The sequence below is a fragment of the Sphingorhabdus sp. M41 genome (assembly GCF_001586275.1).
Lineage (GTDB): Bacteria > Pseudomonadota > Alphaproteobacteria > Sphingomonadales > Sphingomonadaceae > Parasphingorhabdus.
Genome location: NZ_CP014545.1, coordinates 429938 through 448184 on the forward strand (window position 1 = coordinate 429938; position 18247 = coordinate 448184).

Sequence of the window (18247 nt, forward strand, 5' to 3'; positions counted from 1 at the left end):
TCTATCCGGCGCACAGGCTGCATAGCCACGCGCCGGATATTCATATTCGTCGTACTTGCCAGCTAGAACTGGACCCGTTTAGTGAAGCCGCCGTCGATTACCAGATGCGCGCCGGTGGTGTAGCTGGACGCGGGGCTGGCGAGAAAGACGACGCCGCGGGCGACGTCATCAGCGGTACCGAAATCACCCAAGGCAAAGCCGGCTTTCGTGCCTTCGTAAAATTCCGGCATGCCCTTCTCGATCTGCGACCAGTTGCCGCCGGGAAATTTGATCGGACCGGGGGACACCATGTTGACGCGGATGCCCTTGGGGCCGAGCGCCTGGCTGAGCTGGCTGCCATAGGTGATCAGCGCGGCTTTCATCGCGTTGAACGCCTGTGGGGCGACGAAGGTTTCGAAGGCTGCAGTGGAAGACATGAAGATCACGCTGCCATCGTCGGATTTCTCGAGATAGGGTTCGAGAACTTCCATCGCCCTGACCGCGCCGAGGATGTCGGTCTGGAAGGTCACGTCCCAGTCGCCGGTCGCGCCGGCACCGGATGAGCTGACATTGTGGACGAAGATATCGCAGCCGCCGAGATCGCCAGCGGCCTTGTCCAGCCATTTGGCGTAGGCATCAAGATCGGTCATATCGAGCGCATCGGCGAAGACCTTGCCGCCATGGGCTTCGAGTTCCTTTTTCGCGGTCGCGACTTGCTCGGCATTGCGCGAAAAGAAAGCGACATCAGCGCCTTCCGCTGCAAAATGTTCCAGCGCAGCGCGCCCGAGGCCACGGCTTCCGCCGGTGAGAATGACTTTCTTGCCCTTGAGTCCTAAATCCATTTTTCTCTCCTATATGTTTCGTGAAATCGGGGTTAGAATTTTGCTATGGCCGGTTCGCAGCTCCAGCCGATGCCGCGGCGGAGCAGATCATAGATAATCGGCTGCTGCCAGCCGGACCGGTCGACTTCCGGCCACCAGTCGAGCACTGGCTCCATATCATAATGGCCACGACAATGGCCCATGGTCAGATAGAGCACGGCGCCTTCGCCCATCCGGCGGATATAGAAAACGGGATGGCGGCTCTTGGGGATGTCGCTGTGGACGAAGCCGCTGATATCGTCGGTGCCATTATATTCGGTGTCGAGCAGCACATCGAGTTCGGCACGGGTTTCGACCAGATATTGCTCGTCGACGGTTTCAAAACTGGGGATGCCCTTGACCAAGGGATGATCCGGCTGGGCATTGTCGACGGTAAACGGAATGATCGGCGGGTGGGACAGGAAGCGGGTACCGAGCGTGTCGGCAAAGACCGGCATTTCATCCGGCGCATCGACCAGACCATTGTCTAGGAATTTCAGAACCGCGTTGGTTCCGTGCAGGGCAAAATAGCGGCCACCGCCGTTGACGAAATCCTGAATATTTTTCTGTGCTGCATCGCTGGGCTGCAGATCGCAAGTGTAGCTGACCAGAAAATCTGCATTGCTGATCGCCTCCAGATTTTCATAGTCCTCGAACACGCGCACCCGGATGCGGTCATCCTCGGCGAGCAATTTCATCACTTCGAGCCGGGCGTAATTGATGTCATGATATTTGCCGGCGGCGACCAGCACGCACTGGATCGGCTTCTGGTCGGGGCGGCGTTCTGGCGCTTCGCTCATCTATATTTTTCCTATTACTGGATTTGTCTTGCCATCCCAGTCGAGATGCGCCTGGCGCATGGCGGCGAAGCCATCGCGGCCGGCCTGCGGGATTTGCAAATATTCGATGATCGTGCCCGGGCCACCGCCATAATCGGCGTAAAAGGCACCGCCAACACCGCCGGGCAGGCTGACTTCCTGGATCACTTCGCCGCCCGCCTCTTGCGTGAGCGCGCGCGCATAGTCCAGATCATCTACGATCAGGCAGAGATGCTGCACGCCCTTCAGTCCCTTTTCCCGCCAGTCCCTGAACATCGACGGCGCATCATTATTCGGGCGGATCAGTTCGACCTGGATATCGCCCCAATAGCCGATCGCCATCGAAAACTGGATATCGGACGCCTCACCGCGATATTTGACATTTTCCACCTCGACTTTCTCGGTATGGAAAAACGGTCCCGCGCCCATTTTCTGTGTCCAGTAATCGAGCGCTGCATCATAGTCGTCCGGCACATAGCTGATCTGCATGATCGTGCCGAGCTTGGCGAGCGAGGCAGGTTTCTCGCTCATTCGCTGTCCTGCCAGACTTTCGAGGATGGCCGCTGGCCGATCCGGTCGACGAATTTCGCCAGATTGTCCGTGCCTTCGGGCAGCGACCAGCCGACGGTATAGCCGAACTGGATAAAGCAATAGGCGATGAGGTCGGCCATGGTGAATCTGTCCTGGCAGATATAGTCCTTGCCTTCGAGCTGACCATCGAGCCATTTCCATTTATTGTCGGACATGCGCGACAGATCGGCCGCGCCTTCGGCACCAACCACGTCCATCCTTGGTTCGAACATCGGCCGGCCGGCGCCGCCGCGGAAGGCAAGTGTCATCGGAACCGCTATTTCCAGATCAATCCGCCGGGTCCACATCCTTACTTCCGCGCGCTCCTGAGCGGTCGATCCGATCAGCACGGGTTCGGGATGTATTTCCTCGAGATATTCGGCGATCGCCATGATTTCGCTGAGCATGAAGCCATTGTCCAGCTCGAGCACCGGCGTCGTGCCGAGAATATTCTTGGCCGCAAATTCCGGCTGCCGGTTTTCCGCCGTCAGGATATCGATATGCACACGTTCGACGTCGAGACCCTTCTCGAGAATGAACATGCGGATGAAACGGGGGTTGGGACCAAGGCTGGAATAAAGCTTCACTTGAAATTTCTCCTTCGGGACGGATTCGCTTCCATCTCTATCTGATGCAAGGATACACAGGTAATCGCCGAGTTCTAACCTCTCAAAAACAACAGGCGATGCTGCCAGATTCACTAGTGGCCGAGCCGCTTGTTTAGGTTATTTTGATCGAAACAAAGACGTTTAGTTTTCAGGAGAAGATGATGGTTGAGACTTTAACCGGACATAATCGGTCGAACGGGATTTCCTATACCGAATTGCTGGAAGGCGACAAAGTCGCACCACCGGCTATTTTTCTTGAAGAATCGCCGATGGAACCGGGTGTCACCACCGTCGAGGTCAGCCGTTACTGGACCAAGGAAGAGCATGATCGCGAAGTTGAACGGCTCTGGAAGCGCGTCTGGCAAATGGCCTGTCACAAGGATGATATAAAGGAAGTTGGCGATACTCATGTCTATGATATTGCCGAGCTTTCCTATCTGATCGTCCGGGTTTCCGAAGACGAGATCAAGGCCTTTCCGAACAGCTGCATGCATCGAGGGCGGGCGATTTGCGACAATCACAAGAAAGGCCAGAAGGCGCTGCGTTGCCCCTTCCATGGCTGGTCCTGGGAGCTGGATGGCAAATTGAAGGAAGTGCCCTGTCAGTGGGATTTCCCGTCCGTGACCGAGGAAACCCACAGCTTGCCGGAAGTGAGTGTCGGTGAATGGGGCGGTTTCGTGTTTATCAACCCGGATCCGAATTGCGAACCTCTGGAAGATTTTCTCGGCGATATCGACCGCCATTTCCAGATCCCTTTCGAGCGGCGCTATAAAGCTGCGCATATGGTCAAGCGGTTGCCGTGCAACTGGAAAATTGCGCAGGAAGCCTTCATGGAATCCTATCATGTGGTTGGCACCCATCCGGAATTGATGCCGGCCTTCGCCGACGCGAACAGTAAATATGATGTCTGGCATAATTTTTCCCGGGCCATGTCGGCCCACGGCCAGCCAAGTCCGCATACCGATCTGGTCAATCCCGATCCCACGGCCTTTCCGGATCAGCAAGCTTTCCAGAGCTTCATCCATCCGATCAGCAAGCACAAGTTTGAACGATTGGAAGAGAATCGCGTCAAAGTCTCTCTGCCCAACGGCAAGAGCGGCATTTTCGATATGGAAGCCAATTATATCGAGGGTGATTTAAAGTCAGCCGATCCGCATATGTGTAACTGGATTGCGGGCAAGATCGCGCCGGCTGATGAAAATATGCCGATGGTCCACAGCGATGTTTCCCCACATGCCATGCGGGATGAAGCGGCGCAGGCGCGACGCGAGGAAATGCGTCCGACGTGGGGCGATATGGTCGATGATATCAGCGATGCCGATCTGGTCGATGCGATTTTCTACAGCGTATTTCCAAACATCAGCCCCTGGGCGGATTTCAATCCGATCTTCTACCGGTTCCGGCCCGATGGCGACAACCCGGAGCAATCTTTGCACGAGGTCATGTTCATGGTGGCGCTGCCCGAAGGAGCCGAGCGACCCGAACCGGCGAAATGTACCTTTCTTGATCTGCATGATGATTATACCGAGGCGACCGAGTTCGGCAGTTATCTGAACAAGATTTTCAATCAGGATTATCTCAATCACAAAGCCATGCAAAAAGGCGTCAGAAGCCAGCCGAACGGCGTGTCGCTATTCGCGCAATATCAGGAATCAAAGCTCCGGCATTTTCACGAGACGCTCAACCTGTGGCTGGATTCCGAGGAGCCGCCAAAAAGTCCGAAGAGAGTGGCTGCCTGACCTTGGATAATATGTCTGGGGACAATGTCCCGACCGGTTTTGACCGAGCGAGATTTTCCAGCCCGTTTCTGGACATGGCCGGGCCCTATTATGTGCGATCCGATGAAGATCGGATTGTCGTGGGGACACGGATCCATAAGGGGCAAATCAACCATATCAATGTTGCGCATGGCGGTGTTCTGGGAACGCTCGCCGATGTTGCCCTGAGCCTGCAGGTCCACGAAGCCGAGCGGCCCCGTCTGCCGGTCGCGACGATGAATCTGAACACCAATTATCTTGCCGCGGCAAAACTGGGCGACTGGGTAGAGGCCTATTGCCTGATCGATCGAATGAGCAAGCGCACCGCTTATTGCAGCGGACGGATTGTCTGCGGCGATGCGGTGCTGATGACGATGAGTGCGGTCTTCGCGATATTGCGGAAATAGACTTTAGTCAGTCGCGCCGAGATAACCCAGCTGGCCGGCCTTGAATATCGTCTGCCCGCGGTTGACGCTGTTGAGCTTCTGTCCCGCCCGATTGACATGATAGCGGATCGTCGCGTGGCTGAGCGACAGGATCATGCTGATCTCCTTGTCAGTCTTGCCGATTGCGGCCCAGTGCAGGCACTCGGCTTCGCGCTTGGACAGGATGCAATTGGCCGGCATTCTATGTTTTTCACGCATGGCAAGCACATAGCCGGTTACGAACCGTCCGGTGACAATCCCGAAAAAATCGGAATAGAGCCGGTAGGCTTCGGTGAGGTCGGTTATCCCATGTTCCAGCGTCGAGAAGCTGACGGCCGCGATCTGTCCGAATGGCAAGTGTACGGGAATCAATATGTGGGATTTGGACGTCTGGGACTGAGCGTAGAAATCCTTGAGATCGATCTTGTCGAGATATTCATTCGGCCAATGTCCGTGAAAACCCTCGGCATTGCACCAGACGGGTTCGCTTTCGTAGCGGCAGGCCCTCGGCAGGGGAGAGCTCAGCGCCAGCCGGGTATCTTCCCACCAGCGCTCGCCTTCCGCCACCCAGCCGAACACATCCTTGTTGATCAAATTACCCTCGGCATCGACGAGATGGGCCTTGGATGAAATATCGGCCGATACCGCTATTCTGAATCCATAGGATTGCGCTATTTTGTGAACAGCCTCGGCAGCGGGACGAATTTCCGCCGGGTTGGTAATGGTTACGCTGTCTACATTTTCACGAAATCGTTTGCGACCAATCTCGGGAATCTCGGCAATAAAATTCTCGGCCATCCAGCTCTACTCCTTGCGACGCTTATTATTATTTGCTTTGTGTCGCGTTGTTTGGTTTTGTAGTCAACCAAACATTCCTAACGATAATGACAGGAGTGGCAGAGCCTTCTGGCCCTGGTTATTCGATCGTGCCGATCAATTCGCCAACCGGATATTCTTCGCCATCAGCCTGGATGATGATCTTCAGTTTTCCGCTTGCCGGCGATTCTACTTCCTGGGTCGATTTCTCATTTTCCAGCGCGTAAATCTCCTGACCCGCGGTAACATCCGCGCCGTCTTCGACCAGCCATTCCGCAAGAATGCCGGATTCCATGCTGAACCCCAATTTGGGTATCCGTATTTCTGTAGCCATTATGTTTTACCCTAAGATCTTGTGTACTTCGCGTTCGACATCGTCCTGATTGAACATCCAGGCCTTCTCGATCGCTGGGGAGAAGGGGACCGGCGCATAGCCAGAGCCCACTCGGCCGACAGGGGCCTTCAGTTCGGAGAACAGTTCTTCGTGGATGCGAGAGGAAATTTCCGCGCCGACGCCGAAATTCCTGACCGCCTCGTGGACCACGACCGCAGCCCTGGTCTTGGCGACGCTTTTCAGCACCGTTTCTTCATCGAACGGGGCAATGGTGCGAAGGTCGACAATCTCGCAGGAGATACCATCCTTCGCGAGATTGTCTGCTGCACCATGGCATCTGCTGATGCTGCTGCCATAGCCGATCAGCGTTATATCTGTGCCTTCGCGCGGGACAGAGGCTTTGCCGAGCGGTACCACGTGATCGGGCGCAGGGGCAGGGCCTTTGACGAAATAGCCGGGCGTATTCTCGATGAAGATCACCGGATTGGGATCCATGATCGAGGAATAGAGCAGACCATAAGCATCGGCCGGATTGGAGGCAGCAACAACCTTGAGGCCGGGTACGTGGGCGAGCCACGCCTCGAGCATGTCACTATGCTGCCCGCCGAGACCGGTGCCGGCACCGGTGGTGGTGCGAATGGTCAGCGGAACGGTTGTCTGGCCGCCGGACATGAAGCGCAGCTTGGCCGCGTGATTGACAATCTGGTCCATGGCCACGGTGATGAAATTCATCAGCATGATTTCCGCAACCGGCTTGTAGCCGACCATGGCGGAACCGACCGCCGCGCCGACAATCGCTTGTTCGGAAATCGGGGTCGAACGGACGCGGTCAGTACCGAATCTTTCGGATAGCCCGAGGGTCACCTTGAACACGCCGCCGCCTTGCTCGTCGGCGATATCCTCGCCCATCAATATGACCTTGGGGTCGTCCGCCATTGCTTTGGCCAAGGCCATGTTGCAGGCCTGAGCGAACATGATTTCTTTTGGTTTTTCGGCTGTATCGCTCATGCTGCTATCTCCACGTCGAGGACATCGATACGATATTCATCGCCCGGAGGATAAGGGGCATCGAGCGCGAATTGCGATGCTTCTTCTATGATCGCGGCATTTTTTGCCTCGATTGCGGCGATATCGGATTCGCTGACCTGCAGGTCGAGCAGCTGCTGGCGGAGGACCGGCATCGGATCATCCTTTTTCGCCTGCTCCATTTCCTCTTTCGGAATATAATGGCTGGTGTCGCCCAGCAGATGGCCGTGGAAACGGAAAGTCATCGCTTCGATCAATGTCGGTCCATGACCCGCCCGCGCATATTCGACCGCTTCCTTTGCCGCCGCATACATGGCGCTGGCATCATTGCCGTTTACCTGCACCGAACGCATGCCGAGACCTTCGCCGCGCTGCTTTATTGAATCCGAACTGGTCGCAAATGCCATCGGCGTATGTTCGGAATAGAGATTGTTCTGGCACAGGAAAATGACTGGCAGTTTCCATATTTGCGCCATGTTCAGCCCCTCGTGGAAGGCGCCGATATTGGTCGCGCCATCGCCGAAGCAGCAGACCGTGACCTTGCCATCCTTGTCCAGCTGGCTGGCTAGCGCGAGACCATTGGCAATCGGGATGCCGGAACCGACAATGCCCGTGGTCACCATCACACCGGTTTCAGGATGGGTGATATGCATCGGTCCGCCCTTGCCCTTGCAAGTTCCGGCCATCTTGCCGGCAAATTCTGCCCAGAGATCCTTCGAGGGAATGCCCTTGGCCAGCTGATCATGCAAACCGCGATAGATCGTGACCAGATAATCTTCCTTGTTCACCGCTGCCATCATTGCCGATGAGACAACTTCCTGTCCGCGCACGGGATAATAGACGATTTGCAGCTGACCCGCTCCGATCATCTGGCGGAATTTGATATCCGATTGCATGATCAGGTCGGCACGGGTGAAAATATCAACGAGGACGTCTTTGTCCGCCATGTCACTATTGGCCAATGGCTTTGCTCCTTTGCACTGCGGCCCTCTGAAGGGGACGCTTTCCTTGCAAACTTCATAGCGCCAGCGGCCCGGCCCGCCACTATTGTTATAGGGAGTGAGCCGCGAAAATGCGGCACCCAGACCGGACATTGCTGCTCGCCGGACTAGGGCCGAAAAGCGCGGATCATGGCCGAGGAACCCGCAGGAAAGCTGAGTGCAATCGATATGTTCGATCCGCCAGCTATCAAAGCTGGCAGTTCGGTTGACCGGAAGAATCCGTCTAACAGGCTTGCAAGTCTTCCCATGGAGAGAAAAAATGACCGACAATAGGCAATGGCTGATCAACGGACGTCCGAAGGGACGCGGACTGGTGGATGATGATTTCAAGAAAGCCGTCACCGAGGTGCCGCCATGCGCCGAAGGCCATGTGCTGGTGAAGAACGAAATATTGGGTTTCGATCCCGCGCAAAAGGGCTGGATGGAAAATATCGGTGGTTATGTCGCGCCCACGGAAATTGGCGAAGTGATGCGCGGATCGGGCATCGGCACGGTCATCGAGTCGCGCCATCCCGGTTTTTCGGCTGGCGACAAGGTCATGGGCATGTTGCGCTGGCAGGATTATGCGCATGTTCCCGGCGGTGAATTGAACAAGATTTCCGATGATGATTTGCTTGCCGCAAATCTCGGCGCGCTCGGCACCACCGGGATGACAGCCTATTTCGGTCTGTTGAAACATGGCCGGCCGCAGCCGGGTGATACGGTTGTCGTCTCCGGCGCGGCCGGTGCCACCGGTTCCATGGTCGGGCAGATTGCCAAGATTGCAGGCTGTCGGACCATTGGCATCGCTGGCGGGGAAGAAAAATGCAAATGGCTGACCGACGAGGTCGGCTATGATGTGGCGATTGACTATAAGAATGACGATGTTCGGGCAAAACTGAAGGAACATTGTCCCCAGTCGATCAATGTCTTCTACGACAATGTCGGCGGCAAGATCCTCAATGATGCGCTGGCCCATATTGCCATGCACGCACGCATTGCGATCTGCGGCGGTATCTCCCGCTACGAGCAGGGAGACATGCCGGCTGGTCCCGAAAATTACTTCAACCTGATCTTTAAGCGGGCAAGCATGTCGGGCTTTATCGTATCCGATTATGCGAGCGAATTTCCGGAAGCGCAAAAACGCATGCGGCAGTGGATCAAGGAAGGAAGAATCACCTTCAAGGAAGATATTCAGGAGGGGTTTGACAATATCCCCGTAACCCTGAGACGCTTGTTTGCAGGCCAGAATTTCGGCAAGCAGATGCTCCGTCTGGACTGATGCAGACGATGATATCGCTAACTAAATGCGCAGTGCCCGCATCGTGCAGGCTGACATATGACATGCTGTCACGAGAGGTTAGGTCATGAGCGATACGGAAAAATTCCGCACGGAAGTGCGGGCATGGCTGGACAAAAACTGTCCCGAAGAAATGCGTGACGGGGATATTACTGCAGAAAACCAGTGCTGGGGCGGCCGCCTGTGGGAGTTCCAGTCCGAGGCGCAGAAAATATGGTTCGAACGCGCTTTGTCGAAAGGCTATACTGTACCGATCTGGCCAAAGGAATATGGCGGTGCGGGACTTTCTGCAGAGGAAGCCAAAATCCTCGACGAAGAGCGGCAGGCAATCAACGCCCGCAAACCGCTCAACAATTTCGGTATTTCGATGCTTGGCCCCGCATTGCTGGCTTATGGTACGGATGAGCAAAAAGCACAGCATCTGACCGGGATCGCCCGCGGAGAAATCCGATGGTGCCAGGGCTATTCCGAGCCGGGTGCCGGATCGGATCTCGCTGCTCTCAAAACGAAATGCGAGGACAAGGGTGATCACTGGCTGATCAACGGCCAGAAAATCTGGACATCCAACGCGGATATTTCGGACTGGATATTCTGTCTGGTGCGCACCGATTTCGATGCTCCGAAACATCAGGGGATTACCTTCATACTGTTCGATATGGCGACGGCCGGGATCAGCGTGAAACCCATCGTGCTGATTTCGGGACATTCGCCATTTTGCGAAACGTTTCTGGACAATGTCAAAGTGCCGAAAAGCTATGGCGACAATAATGCATCGGTTGTCGGGGAGATTAATCGCGGCTGGGATGTGGCGAAAAATCTGCTTGTCCACGAGCGTGGCATGCTCGGCACGATGTCACCGCTGCGCGGGACCACCGGACCGGAAAATCTGGGTAAATTTGCCGCGGAGAAAATCGGTCTGGATGCCACCGGGCGTCTTGATGATCCCGCGCTTCGGCAGAATATCGTGCAAGCCGAACTCGACAACTGGGCCTATAATCTCACGGTCGAGCGGATGACCGACGAGGCCAATGCCGGCAATGGCCTGGGTGCCAAATCGTCAATGCTGAAATATGCCGCCTCGGAACTTACCAAGCGCGGCACCGAATTGCGCATGGAGATTGAAGGCACGACCGCAGCAATCATTGGCGAAGACGGCATCGAATATGGCAGCCTCGCCAATAACTGGCTCTACAATCGGGCTTATTCCATCCTTGGCGGCACCACCGAAGTTCAATTCAACATCATTTCCAAGCGTGTCTTGGGATTGCCGAGCCAATAGGGCGAATTAGTCATGCTGCTGATACTCAACGAAGAACAGGAAATGCTGCAGGATGCGGCGCGTGGGTTCCTGGCGGAAAAGGCTCCGGTCGCTGCATTCCGGAAGATTCGCGACAGCAAGCCGGCGGACGGTTTCTGCCGTGAACTCTGGTTAGAGATGGCCCAAATGGGATGGGCCGGAATCATCGTGGAAGAAGAACATGGCGGCAGTGGTTTCGGCTATGTCGGAGCCGGCGTGCTCGCGGAACAAATGGGACGCAATCTGACCGCATCGCCCTTTTTCTCCACTTCCGTTCTGGGCGCGACCGCCATCCAGCAATTTGGCACCGAGAAACAGAAAGAGGAAAATCTGGCAGCGATCAGCAGCGGCGAGAGTTTATTTGCACTGGCTGTCGATGAAGGTCCGCGGCACAATCCCGGCCGGATCACATTCTCCGCCGAACCATCGGGCAATGGCTTCACCCTTTCCGGGGCCAAGACCTTCGTCGCCGATGGCCATGTCGCTGACAGATTGATAATCGCTGCCAGAACATCGGGAGAGGAAGGCGATACGCATGGTATCACCCTGTTTCTGGTTGATGCAGATGCGCCGGAAATCGTCCGCGAGCGCACGCCGATGGTGGACAGCCGCAATGCTGCCAATATTGTGGTCGATGGTCTTGAAGTCACCGGCGATGCCATATTGGGTGAACTGGACGGCGGCTATGGCGCGCTGGAAGGCATATTGTCGGCCGGTCGTGCCGTGCTCAGCGCGGAAATGTCCGGTTCGGCCCAGCAGGTTTTCGGGGTAACCACTGACTATCTCAAGGAACGCGAGCAATTTGGCCAGAAAATAGGCTCTTTCCAGGGATTGCAGCATCGGGCCGCCCATCTGGCGACCGAAATCGAGATGATGAAATCGGCGGTGCTCAAATCACTCAAGGATCTTGACGCGGATTTCGACAATGCTGGCATGACCTGTTCGCTGGCCAAGGCCAAGACCGGCCAGGTCGCGCAGCTTGCGACAAAGGAAGCGATCCAGATGCATGGCGGGATCGGTGTGACGGACGAATATGATGTCGGGCTCTATTTCAAGCGTGTCCATGTCGCCCAGCAGATGTTTGGCGACGCCGGATTCCACAGTGATCGCTGGGCAAGAAATTCCGGCTTTTGATCAGAGGTGGCGCGATCTAGGCGTTTCTGACCGTCACATTGGCAGGACCAAAATGAGCCGTCATCCTGATCACCTTTCCGTCTGGATTAAATTCGAAAATATCGATGACTTCCACGACCAGTATCTGCCCGCCTTCCTGATTGATTTCGGCGCGAAAAGGGAAAGCCGCCGCTTTTGCCGAAAGGCGCACGGGTCCGGTCAGTTCGACTTTCGCGCCGCCGGCAAAGGCATTGGTGTAAAATTGCAGGATATCATCGCCACGCTTGGGCTCAGTGCCAGCCGGGTCCTCGACCGCAGCGCCATCGGCATAAATTGTCATGACCGCCTGCATGTCGCCGTCGTTGATCGCAGCCAGATATTGGTCGACGACTTGCTTCATATATTCCGGAGTGAGCATCGAGCATCCTTTCGCTTTGGAACATGCCGGAACTAGAGTGCCGGGGCAGGATAAGCCTCTGCCGAATTTGATAGGGAGAAGAATATGACGGGTCAATTGGAAGGCAAGGTTGCGATTGTCACCGGCGGCGCATCGGGTATCGGTGCCGCGACCGTCGAGCGTTTTGTCCGGGAAGGCGCCAAAGTGCTGTCTACCGACGTACAGGAAGCCCTCGGCCGGTCGGTTGCGGAGGAAGCGGGCGCCTTGTTCATGGCGCAGGATGTGTCCGACGCGCAATCCTGGGATGGAGTGATGGAGAAGGCGCGGAGTGAATTTGGCCGGCTTGATATCTTGGTCAACAATGCCGGAATCGTGATCGGCAAGACTATCGAGGATGTCGATCTGGAAAGCTGGCACCATTTGCTGGGCATCAATCTGACCGGCGTGATGCTGGGGTGCCAGAAGGCGATTGCCGCGATGAAGCAAAATCCCGGCGGCTCCTGTGGTTCGATCATCAACATCGCTTCGACCAGCGCCTTCGCGGCGCTCCCCGGAGATGTGACCTACACGGCCTCCAAAAGCGCGGTGCGGATGCTGTCCAAATCGGTCGCCGTTCATTGCGCGCAGAGTGGGTTGAACATCCGGTGCAACAATCTGGTTCCCGGTGCAACGCATACTGCTATCATTGATACGGCAGCGGAGACCGTTCCCGGCATGTTCGATATGGCCGCCGCCATGTCACCGATGAACCGGATCGGGCAAGGTAGTGATCTGGCTGCGGCTGCCGTGTATCTGGCTGGCGATGACAGCAGCTTTGTCACCGGCAGCGATTTGCTGGTCGATGGCGGCATGCTGGCGGTCCATCCTGGCTATTAGCGGCCATCCACCCTAGCCGTTTTGGCAGTTATTTGCCGGCCGCTTTCGCCCTTATAGGACTAGCAGAAAAGGGAGAGATCTTCGTGAGTGCACAACCGATTGCCGACAATCTGTTTACCGAGGACATGAGTGCGCTCATTGGCGCGCGGAACAGGGAAACCGGGCAGATATTCTTTCCGCTACCCTTAACCCCCGATGACAATATCGAACCGGTCACGCTCGGTACGCGCGGGACCGTCTGGACCTATACGGTCCAGCGCTTTCCGCCCAAGCCTCCCTATATCGGACCTACCGATCCGGAAAGATTCAAACCCTATGTGGTCGCCTATGTCAGCTTGCCCGGCCAGACGATGGTGGAATCACGGTTGACCGGCGTCGAACCGGATGATGTCAAGATCGGCATGGAGGTGGAATTTACGGTGATCCCGTTGGATCCCGACGCGCCGCTGGAAGAGCAGAAGCTCATCCATGCCTTCAAACCTGTTCAGGGAGAATAATCATGTCAGACGTTTGCATCGTGGGAGCAGGTATCCATCCCTTTGGCCGGACCGAAGGACGCGACGGCATGGATCAGGGAATTTTCGCTGTCCGGCAGGCGCTGGCCGACAGCGGCATCGAATGGAAAGATGTCGAGTTCGCCTTTGGCGGCTCGGCGGCCTCGGGCAGTGCGGACAATATGGTGTCGCAACTGGGGCTGACCGGCATTCAGTTTATCAATGTCTCGAATGGCTGCGCAACCGGTGGATCGGCGCTCAACGCAGCGGTCAGCGCGATCAAGTCGGGTGAATATGAAATGGGCATGGCGGTCGGTTTCGACAAACATCCGCGCGGTGCTTTCAACGCCGATCCTTCAGCCTATGGCCTGCCCAACTGGTATGGCGAGGCGGGCTATATGCTGACCGTGCAGTTTTTCGGCGCGAAGATCATGCGCTATCTGCACGAGCATGACATCAGCCGCGAAACGCTCGGCAGGGTTGCTGAAAAGGCATTCCGCAACGGTGTGAAAACCGACCATGCCTGGCGGCGGAGCGAGGTCGATCTCGATACGATCATGAATGCGCCGATGATCTGCGATCCGCTGACCAAATATATGTTCTGTTCGCCGGCGGAAGGCGCCGTGGCGCTCATTCTGGCGAGCGAGAAAAAGGCCCGGGAGTTGGGCGTGCCGATCATCCGGCTCAAATCTTCGGTGATGCGCACACGGCCTCCGGGCTCGTTCGAGGTGTTCGCTGCATCGATCGACAACGAGCGAGGCGGTACGGCAACCGGGATTGCTTCCAAGGCAGCTTTTGAACAGGCTGGTATGGGACCGGAAGATATTGATATCGCACAATTGCAGGATACGGAATCCGGCGCAGAAATCATGCATATGGCGGAGAACGGTTTTTGCAAACCGGGCGAGCAGGAACAGTGGCTGCTCGAGGGACGCAGCGACATCACCGGTCAATTGCCGATAAATACGGATGGTGGTTGCCTGGCCTGTGGCGAGCCGATTGGCGCTTCGGGCTTGCGACAGGTTTACGAGAATGTCGTGCAATTGCGCGGAACGGCTGGCGCGCGGCAGGTACCCGGCAATCCCAAAACGGCTTACACCCAAGTCTATGGCGCTCCGGGCGTATCTGCCGTAACGATTCTTCAAAGATAGGAGATTCGATGACCAAAGAAATCAGTGCCGAGGCGCATGACATCGCCGAGCGGGTAGAGAAATTTGTCCGTGATGAAATATTTGCCTATGAAAAAGACGAGCGGTGCGAAGACCATGGCCCGACCGATGAACTGGTTCAGGAAATGCGCGCGTTGGCGAAAAAGGCTGGCGTGCTGACACCTCATATTCGCGAAGATGGCAGCCATCTGACCCATCTCGAGACGGCTCTTGTGCTGCGCAAGTCCGGCCTCTCGCCGCTGGGGCCGCTGGCGGTGAACACGTTCGCGCCGGACGAGGGCAATATGTATCTGCTCGGGAAATGCGCTTCGCCGGAACAGAAGCAGCGGTTCCTGGAGCCACTGGTATCCGGCAGGGAGCGTTCCGCTTTCTTCATGACCGAACCAGCCAGTGAAAATGGCGCGGGTTCTGATCCGATGATGATGCAAACGACCGCAAAACCAGATGGCAATCATTGGGTGATCAACGGACGCAAGACTTTCATCACCGGTGCAAAGGGCGCCAAGGTCGGGATCATCATGGCGAAGTCAGACGAAGGCGCGACCATGTTTCTCGTCGACCTGCCGGATCCCGCAATCAAGATCGAGCGGGTGCTGGACACGATCGACAGCTCGATGCCAGGTAGCCATTCGGTGGTGAATATTGATAATCTCCGCGTTCCTGCAGACCAGATGCTGGGCGAAAGCGGTGAAGGCTTCAAATATGCGCAAGTGCGATTGTCCCCGGCCCGCCTGACCCATTGCATGCGCTGGCTCGGTTGCTGTGACCGGGCGCAGGAAATTGCTGTGGATTATGCCTGCAAACGGCAGGCCTTTGGCAAGCCGCTGATCGATCATGAGGGTGTCGGCTTCATGCTGGCGCAAAATCAGATTGACCTCAAGCAGGCGGAATTGATGATCGACTGGTGTGCCAAGGTTCTCGATACCGGGGCATTGGGAACGACCGAAAGTTCGATGGCCAAGGTTGCAGTCTCTGAGGCTTTGTTCCGCATCGCCGATAATTGCGTTCAGGTCATGGGTGGCACGGGCCTCAGCAAGGACACCGTGGTCGAGCAGGTGTTCCGCGAAGTGCGGGCTTTCCGTGTCTATGACGGACCGACCGAAGTCCACAAATGGTCGCTCGCCAAGAAAATAAAGAAAACCCATAAGATTGCGAATGAAGGATAATATATGACCAAGAACCGCAAATTCACCCTCGTCAGCCGCCCGGTTGGCGAACCCAAGGAAAGCGATTTTGCGCTGGTCGAGGAGGATTTGCCGGAGCTCTCGGACGGTGCGTTTCTTGTACGGAACCATTATATCTCGCTTGATCCGGCGCAGCGCGGCTGGATGAGCGATGCGGAAAGCTACATGCCGCCGATCGCTTTGGGCGCTGCGGTTACCGCCAGCGCAGTCGGCAGGGTTGTCGAGTCGAAAAATCCCGATTTCCCGGTCGGGCAATGGGTGGTCGGCCTGGGCGCGATGGAAGAATATTCGGTGGTGGAAGCGGGCGGCTTCACATCGCCTGTGGATGTCTCTCTGGTGCCTTCGCCAACCAATTTCCTGTCGGTTCTCGGCGCAGTCGGAATGACGGCCTATTTCGGCATGATCGATGACGGCAAGCCCAAGCCGGGCGAAACATTGCTGGTGACCGGCGCAGCCGGTGCCGTCGGTTCGCTGGTCGGCCAGATTGGCAAGATCAAGGGCTGCCGGGTCGTCGGTATCGCCGGCGGCGCGGAAAAATGCGCCCGGCTGGTCGAGGATTACGGTTTTGATGCAGCGATTGACTATCGCGGCAAGAGCCAGGCTGATCTGGAAAAGGAAATCGCGGCGGCGGCTCCCGAAGGTGTGGACATCATCTGGGAAAATGTCGGCGGCGAAATTCTCGATGCCGGTATTACCGCGATCAACGAACATGGGCGCGTCGTGCTGTGCGGGCTGATCAGCGAATATAACAGCCCGGAACCGGTCGGCATTCGCAACCTCTGGTATCTGATCTCGCGGCAGGCCAGCATCAAGGGCTTTCTGGTTCGCGATTATCCGCCCCGCTTTGCCGAAGGCATTGCCGAAATGGGGCAGTGGCTTGCCGAGGGCAAGATCAGGCATGACGAGGATATCGATAAAGGCATTGAAAACAGCTATGCTGCCTTCATGAAGCTTTTTTCCGGCGCCAATCAGGGCAAGATGATCCTGGATATTTCGCCGGAGGAATGAACAGGGGAGTTTGAAGCATGTCAGAAAACAAACGGATTGTTCTTGATTTTATCGATGCCTGGAACCGGCTCGATTATGACGCCATCTACGCGGCGATGACCGACGATATCTATTATCACAATATTCCCATGGAGCCGTGTGACGGCATTGCTGCGGTTCGCGCATTTTTCGACAATCCTTCCTTCAGCTTCGATGCCGCGCAGTGGGATGTGCATCACATTGCTGCCACCGGAGAGGTCGTTCTGACGGAACGAACCGACAAATTCCGGTTGGGTGACAAATGGATTGCCATCCGGGTGATGGGCACATTTGAAATGCGCGATGGCAAGATCGCGAAATGGCGGGACTATTTTGATCTCGCTGAGTTCCAGAGCCAGATGGCTGCCGCTATCGGTGCACCTGGCGCCTGAGATCAGGCCGGTTGGTAGAGCACGCCATTGTCGACCGGATATTCGCCGGCGGTCATGAAACGCGATTCATCGCTCGCCAGGTAAACGCAAAGCGCCGCAACATCATTCGGATGACCCAATTGTCCGATCTTTATCATCCCGGTTTCGGGAGTTTCCCCGCCGCCAGCGCCGACGGCTTCCTGCCGCACCATCGGCGTATCGATGCCGGCGGGATGGAGGCTGTTGCAACGGATCGGATAATCCTGTTCCTTGCAATGCAACGCCACTGATTTGGTCATTGATCGGACGCCACCTTTTGCTGCGCTATAGGCTACGAAGGGAGAATAACCCTGCAAGGCGGCCATCGAACTGAGATTGATGATCGAACTAGGCTGGTCATTGGATTTCATATCTCTGACCGCAGCGCGGCACCCCAGAAAAACACCATCGAGCATGATCGAAGTCTGTTTGCGAAACTGTTCGAGCGTGCAGTCCTCGATGGTGCCGGGAATGACCAGACCGGCATTGTTGACCAGGATATGGGGCGCGCCAAATGCATCATTGGTTGCCGTTAGGATTTCATCCCAGCGTGTTTCATCGACGACATCCTGCTGCAGAGCGATCGCATTGGTGCCTATTCCATTGGCAACTTTTGTGGCGCTTGCAAAATCAATATCGGTCAGCACGACCCGAGCGCCTTCTTCAGCAAATGTTTCGCTGATTGCTTTACCCAGTCCGGAACCGGCTCCGGTTACGATGGCAATTTTCCCATTGAGGCGACCCATTTAGCTTTCTCCGATTCTGAATAGTGGTCCACTATTAGGCGTCGAGCTTCGGGCTGGCGCAA

At 56.2% G+C, this 18247-nt stretch carries 21 protein-coding genes; 11 read left to right on the forward strand and 10 right to left on the reverse strand.

The genetic code is table 11. The features are described 5' to 3' along the window. Positions 1 to 62: 62 nt before the first annotated feature. The 4 genes from AZE99_RS02120 to AZE99_RS02135 are packed head-to-tail and all read right to left on the reverse strand — an operon-like array spanning position 63 to position 2814. Positions 63 to 821 (reverse strand): SDR family NAD(P)-dependent oxidoreductase, encoded by a 759-nt coding sequence (locus AZE99_RS02120; RefSeq protein WP_067197691.1) that lies wholly within the window; start codon positions 819 to 821, stop codon positions 63 to 65. A 32-nt stretch (positions 822 to 853) separates the two neighbouring features. After that, positions 854 to 1639: a ThuA domain-containing protein gene (locus AZE99_RS02125; RefSeq protein WP_067197693.1), complete on the reverse strand. Its 786-nt coding sequence runs from the start codon at positions 1637 to 1639 to the stop codon at positions 854 to 856. Then, positions 1640 to 2188: a VOC family protein gene (locus AZE99_RS02130; RefSeq protein WP_067197694.1), complete on the reverse strand. Its 549-nt coding sequence runs from the start codon at positions 2186 to 2188 to the stop codon at positions 1640 to 1642. After that, a complete protein-coding gene (locus AZE99_RS02135; protein ID WP_067197696.1) occupies positions 2185 to 2814 on the reverse strand; it encodes a glutathione S-transferase family protein in 630 nt (209 codons plus the stop codon). The genes AZE99_RS02130 and AZE99_RS02135 overlap by 4 nt, the downstream gene beginning before the upstream one ends. Before the next feature lie 179 nt (positions 2815 to 2993). Between AZE99_RS02135 and AZE99_RS02140 the strand changes: the two genes are divergently transcribed. Together AZE99_RS02140 and AZE99_RS02145 are read left to right on the forward strand one after the other, a co-directional pair. Continuing rightward, positions 2994 to 4574, forward strand: a complete 1581-nt coding sequence (locus AZE99_RS02140) for an aromatic ring-hydroxylating oxygenase subunit alpha (protein WP_082788195.1) — start codon at positions 2994 to 2996, stop codon at positions 4572 to 4574. An 11-nt stretch (positions 4575 to 4585) separates the two neighbouring features. Then, positions 4586 to 4999: a PaaI family thioesterase gene (locus tag AZE99_RS02145; protein WP_067197700.1), complete on the forward strand. Its 414-nt coding sequence runs from the start codon at positions 4586 to 4588 to the stop codon at positions 4997 to 4999. A 3-nt stretch (positions 5000 to 5002) separates the two neighbouring features. Here AZE99_RS02145 and AZE99_RS02150 read toward each other — a convergent pair whose 3' ends face one another. The 4 genes from AZE99_RS02150 to AZE99_RS02165 form a co-directional block, all read right to left on the reverse strand. Continuing rightward, positions 5003 to 5815 carry a helix-turn-helix domain-containing protein gene (locus AZE99_RS02150; protein WP_067197702.1) on the reverse strand — a complete coding sequence of 271 codons (813 nt, stop codon included), beginning with the start codon at positions 5813 to 5815 and terminating at the stop codon, positions 5003 to 5005. A 118-nt stretch (positions 5816 to 5933) separates the two neighbouring features. Then, complete coding sequence (locus tag AZE99_RS02155) at positions 5934 to 6167, reverse strand: biotin/lipoyl-containing protein (protein ID WP_067197704.1); 234 nt, start codon at positions 6165 to 6167, stop codon at positions 5934 to 5936. A 6-nt stretch (positions 6168 to 6173) separates the two neighbouring features. Continuing rightward, positions 6174 to 7175 carry an alpha-ketoacid dehydrogenase subunit beta gene (locus tag AZE99_RS02160; RefSeq protein ID WP_067197706.1) on the reverse strand — a complete coding sequence of 334 codons (1002 nt, stop codon included), beginning with the start codon at positions 7173 to 7175 and terminating at the stop codon, positions 6174 to 6176. Further along, positions 7172 to 8287 (reverse strand): thiamine pyrophosphate-dependent dehydrogenase E1 component subunit alpha, encoded by a 1116-nt coding sequence (locus AZE99_RS02165; RefSeq protein WP_335339224.1) that lies wholly within the window; start codon positions 8285 to 8287, stop codon positions 7172 to 7174. Before AZE99_RS02165 ends, AZE99_RS02160 begins: the two co-directional genes overlap by 4 nt. 166 nt (positions 8288 to 8453) lie before the next feature. Between AZE99_RS02165 and AZE99_RS02170 the strand changes: the two genes are divergently transcribed. From AZE99_RS02170 to AZE99_RS02180, 3 genes are all read left to right on the forward strand, one after another. Continuing rightward, the gene (locus AZE99_RS02170) at positions 8454 to 9455 is read left to right on the forward strand and encodes an NADP-dependent oxidoreductase (RefSeq protein WP_067197708.1); all 1002 of its coding nucleotides are present in this window, start codon (positions 8454 to 8456) and stop codon (positions 9453 to 9455) included. A gap of 85 nt (positions 9456 to 9540) precedes the next feature. Further along, positions 9541 to 10752: an acyl-CoA dehydrogenase family protein gene (locus AZE99_RS02175; RefSeq protein ID WP_067197709.1), complete on the forward strand. Its 1212-nt coding sequence runs from the start codon at positions 9541 to 9543 to the stop codon at positions 10750 to 10752. Between the two features lie 12 nt (positions 10753 to 10764). Beyond that, entirely contained in the window at positions 10765 to 11904 is a 1140-nt protein-coding gene (locus AZE99_RS02180; RefSeq protein WP_067197711.1) for an acyl-CoA dehydrogenase family protein, read from the forward strand. 16 nt (positions 11905 to 11920) lie between these two features. Here the strand turns inward: AZE99_RS02180 and AZE99_RS02185 are convergent, their stop codons facing one another. Beyond that, positions 11921 to 12301, reverse strand: coding sequence for a nuclear transport factor 2 family protein (locus tag AZE99_RS02185; RefSeq protein WP_067197713.1), 381 nt, complete (start codon positions 12299 to 12301; stop codon positions 11921 to 11923). Positions 12302 to 12385: 84 nt separating this feature from the next. Between AZE99_RS02185 and AZE99_RS02190 the strand changes: the two genes are divergently transcribed. The 6 genes from AZE99_RS02190 to AZE99_RS02215 all read left to right on the forward strand — a co-directional run bounded on the left by AZE99_RS02190 (position 12386) and on the right by AZE99_RS02215 (position 17421). Beyond that, the gene (locus AZE99_RS02190) at positions 12386 to 13156 is read left to right on the forward strand and encodes a glucose 1-dehydrogenase (RefSeq protein ID WP_067197714.1); all 771 of its coding nucleotides are present in this window, start codon (positions 12386 to 12388) and stop codon (positions 13154 to 13156) included. Between the two features lie 83 nt (positions 13157 to 13239). After that, entirely contained in the window at positions 13240 to 13653 is a 414-nt protein-coding gene (locus tag AZE99_RS02195; RefSeq protein ID WP_231862671.1) for a Zn-ribbon domain-containing OB-fold protein, read from the forward strand. Further along, a complete protein-coding gene (locus AZE99_RS02200; protein WP_197460282.1) occupies positions 13653 to 14801 on the forward strand; it encodes a thiolase family protein in 1149 nt (382 codons plus the stop codon). The genes AZE99_RS02195 and AZE99_RS02200 overlap by 1 nt, the downstream gene beginning before the upstream one ends. Before the next feature lie 8 nt (positions 14802 to 14809). Beyond that, positions 14810 to 15985, forward strand: coding sequence for an acyl-CoA dehydrogenase family protein (locus tag AZE99_RS02205; protein ID WP_156472059.1), 1176 nt, complete (start codon positions 14810 to 14812; stop codon positions 15983 to 15985). Positions 15986 to 15988: 3 nt separating this feature from the next. Beyond that, positions 15989 to 17011, forward strand: coding sequence for an NADP-dependent oxidoreductase (locus AZE99_RS02210; RefSeq protein ID WP_067197718.1), 1023 nt, complete (start codon positions 15989 to 15991; stop codon positions 17009 to 17011). A gap of 17 nt (positions 17012 to 17028) precedes the next feature. Continuing rightward, a complete protein-coding gene (locus AZE99_RS02215) occupies positions 17029 to 17421 on the forward strand; it encodes a limonene-1,2-epoxide hydrolase family protein (RefSeq protein WP_067197720.1) in 393 nt (130 codons plus the stop codon). A 2-nt stretch (positions 17422 to 17423) separates the two neighbouring features. On the opposite strand, the gene AZE99_RS02220 is transcribed toward AZE99_RS02215, so the two are convergent. Next, positions 17424 to 18185, reverse strand: coding sequence for an SDR family oxidoreductase (locus AZE99_RS02220; RefSeq protein ID WP_067197722.1), 762 nt, complete (start codon positions 18183 to 18185; stop codon positions 17424 to 17426). Between the last annotated feature and the right edge of the window lie 62 nt (positions 18186 to 18247).

Coding starts and splice junctions, on each gene's coding strand:
- AZE99_RS02120 (WP_067197691.1), bottom strand. CDS start 821: ATGGATTTAGGACTCAAGGGCAAGAAAGTCATTCTCACCGGCGGAAGC.
- AZE99_RS02125 (WP_067197693.1), bottom strand. CDS start 1,639: ATGAGCGAAGCGCCAGAACGCCGCCCCGACCAGAAGCCGATCCAGTGC.
- AZE99_RS02130 (WP_067197694.1), bottom strand. CDS start 2,188: ATGAGCGAGAAACCTGCCTCGCTCGCCAAGCTCGGCACGATCATGCAG.
- AZE99_RS02140 (WP_082788195.1), top strand. CDS start 2,994: ATGATGGTTGAGACTTTAACCGGACATAATCGGTCGAACGGGATTTCC.
- AZE99_RS02145 (WP_067197700.1), top strand. CDS start 4,586: ATGTCTGGGGACAATGTCCCGACCGGTTTTGACCGAGCGAGATTTTCC.
- AZE99_RS02150 (WP_067197702.1), bottom strand. CDS start 5,815: ATGGCCGAGAATTTTATTGCCGAGATTCCCGAGATTGGTCGCAAACGA.
- AZE99_RS02155 (WP_067197704.1), bottom strand. CDS start 6,167: ATGGCTACAGAAATACGGATACCCAAATTGGGGTTCAGCATGGAATCC.
- AZE99_RS02160 (WP_067197706.1), bottom strand. CDS start 7,175: ATGAGCGATACAGCCGAAAAACCAAAAGAAATCATGTTCGCTCAGGCC.
- AZE99_RS02165 (WP_335339224.1), bottom strand. CDS start 8,287: ATGTCCGGTCTGGGTGCCGCATTTTCGCGGCTCACTCCCTATAACAAT.
- AZE99_RS02170 (WP_067197708.1), top strand. CDS start 8,454: ATGACCGACAATAGGCAATGGCTGATCAACGGACGTCCGAAGGGACGC.
- AZE99_RS02175 (WP_067197709.1), top strand. CDS start 9,541: ATGAGCGATACGGAAAAATTCCGCACGGAAGTGCGGGCATGGCTGGAC.
- AZE99_RS02180 (WP_067197711.1), top strand. CDS start 10,765: ATGCTGCTGATACTCAACGAAGAACAGGAAATGCTGCAGGATGCGGCG.
- AZE99_RS02185 (WP_067197713.1), bottom strand. CDS start 12,301: ATGCTCACTCCGGAATATATGAAGCAAGTCGTCGACCAATATCTGGCT.
- AZE99_RS02190 (WP_067197714.1), top strand. CDS start 12,386: ATGACGGGTCAATTGGAAGGCAAGGTTGCGATTGTCACCGGCGGCGCA.
- AZE99_RS02205 (WP_156472059.1), top strand. CDS start 14,810: ATGACCAAAGAAATCAGTGCCGAGGCGCATGACATCGCCGAGCGGGTA.
- AZE99_RS02210 (WP_067197718.1), top strand. CDS start 15,989: ATGACCAAGAACCGCAAATTCACCCTCGTCAGCCGCCCGGTTGGCGAA.
- AZE99_RS02215 (WP_067197720.1), top strand. CDS start 17,029: ATGTCAGAAAACAAACGGATTGTTCTTGATTTTATCGATGCCTGGAAC.
- AZE99_RS02220 (WP_067197722.1), bottom strand. CDS start 18,185: ATGGGTCGCCTCAATGGGAAAATTGCCATCGTAACCGGAGCCGGTTCC.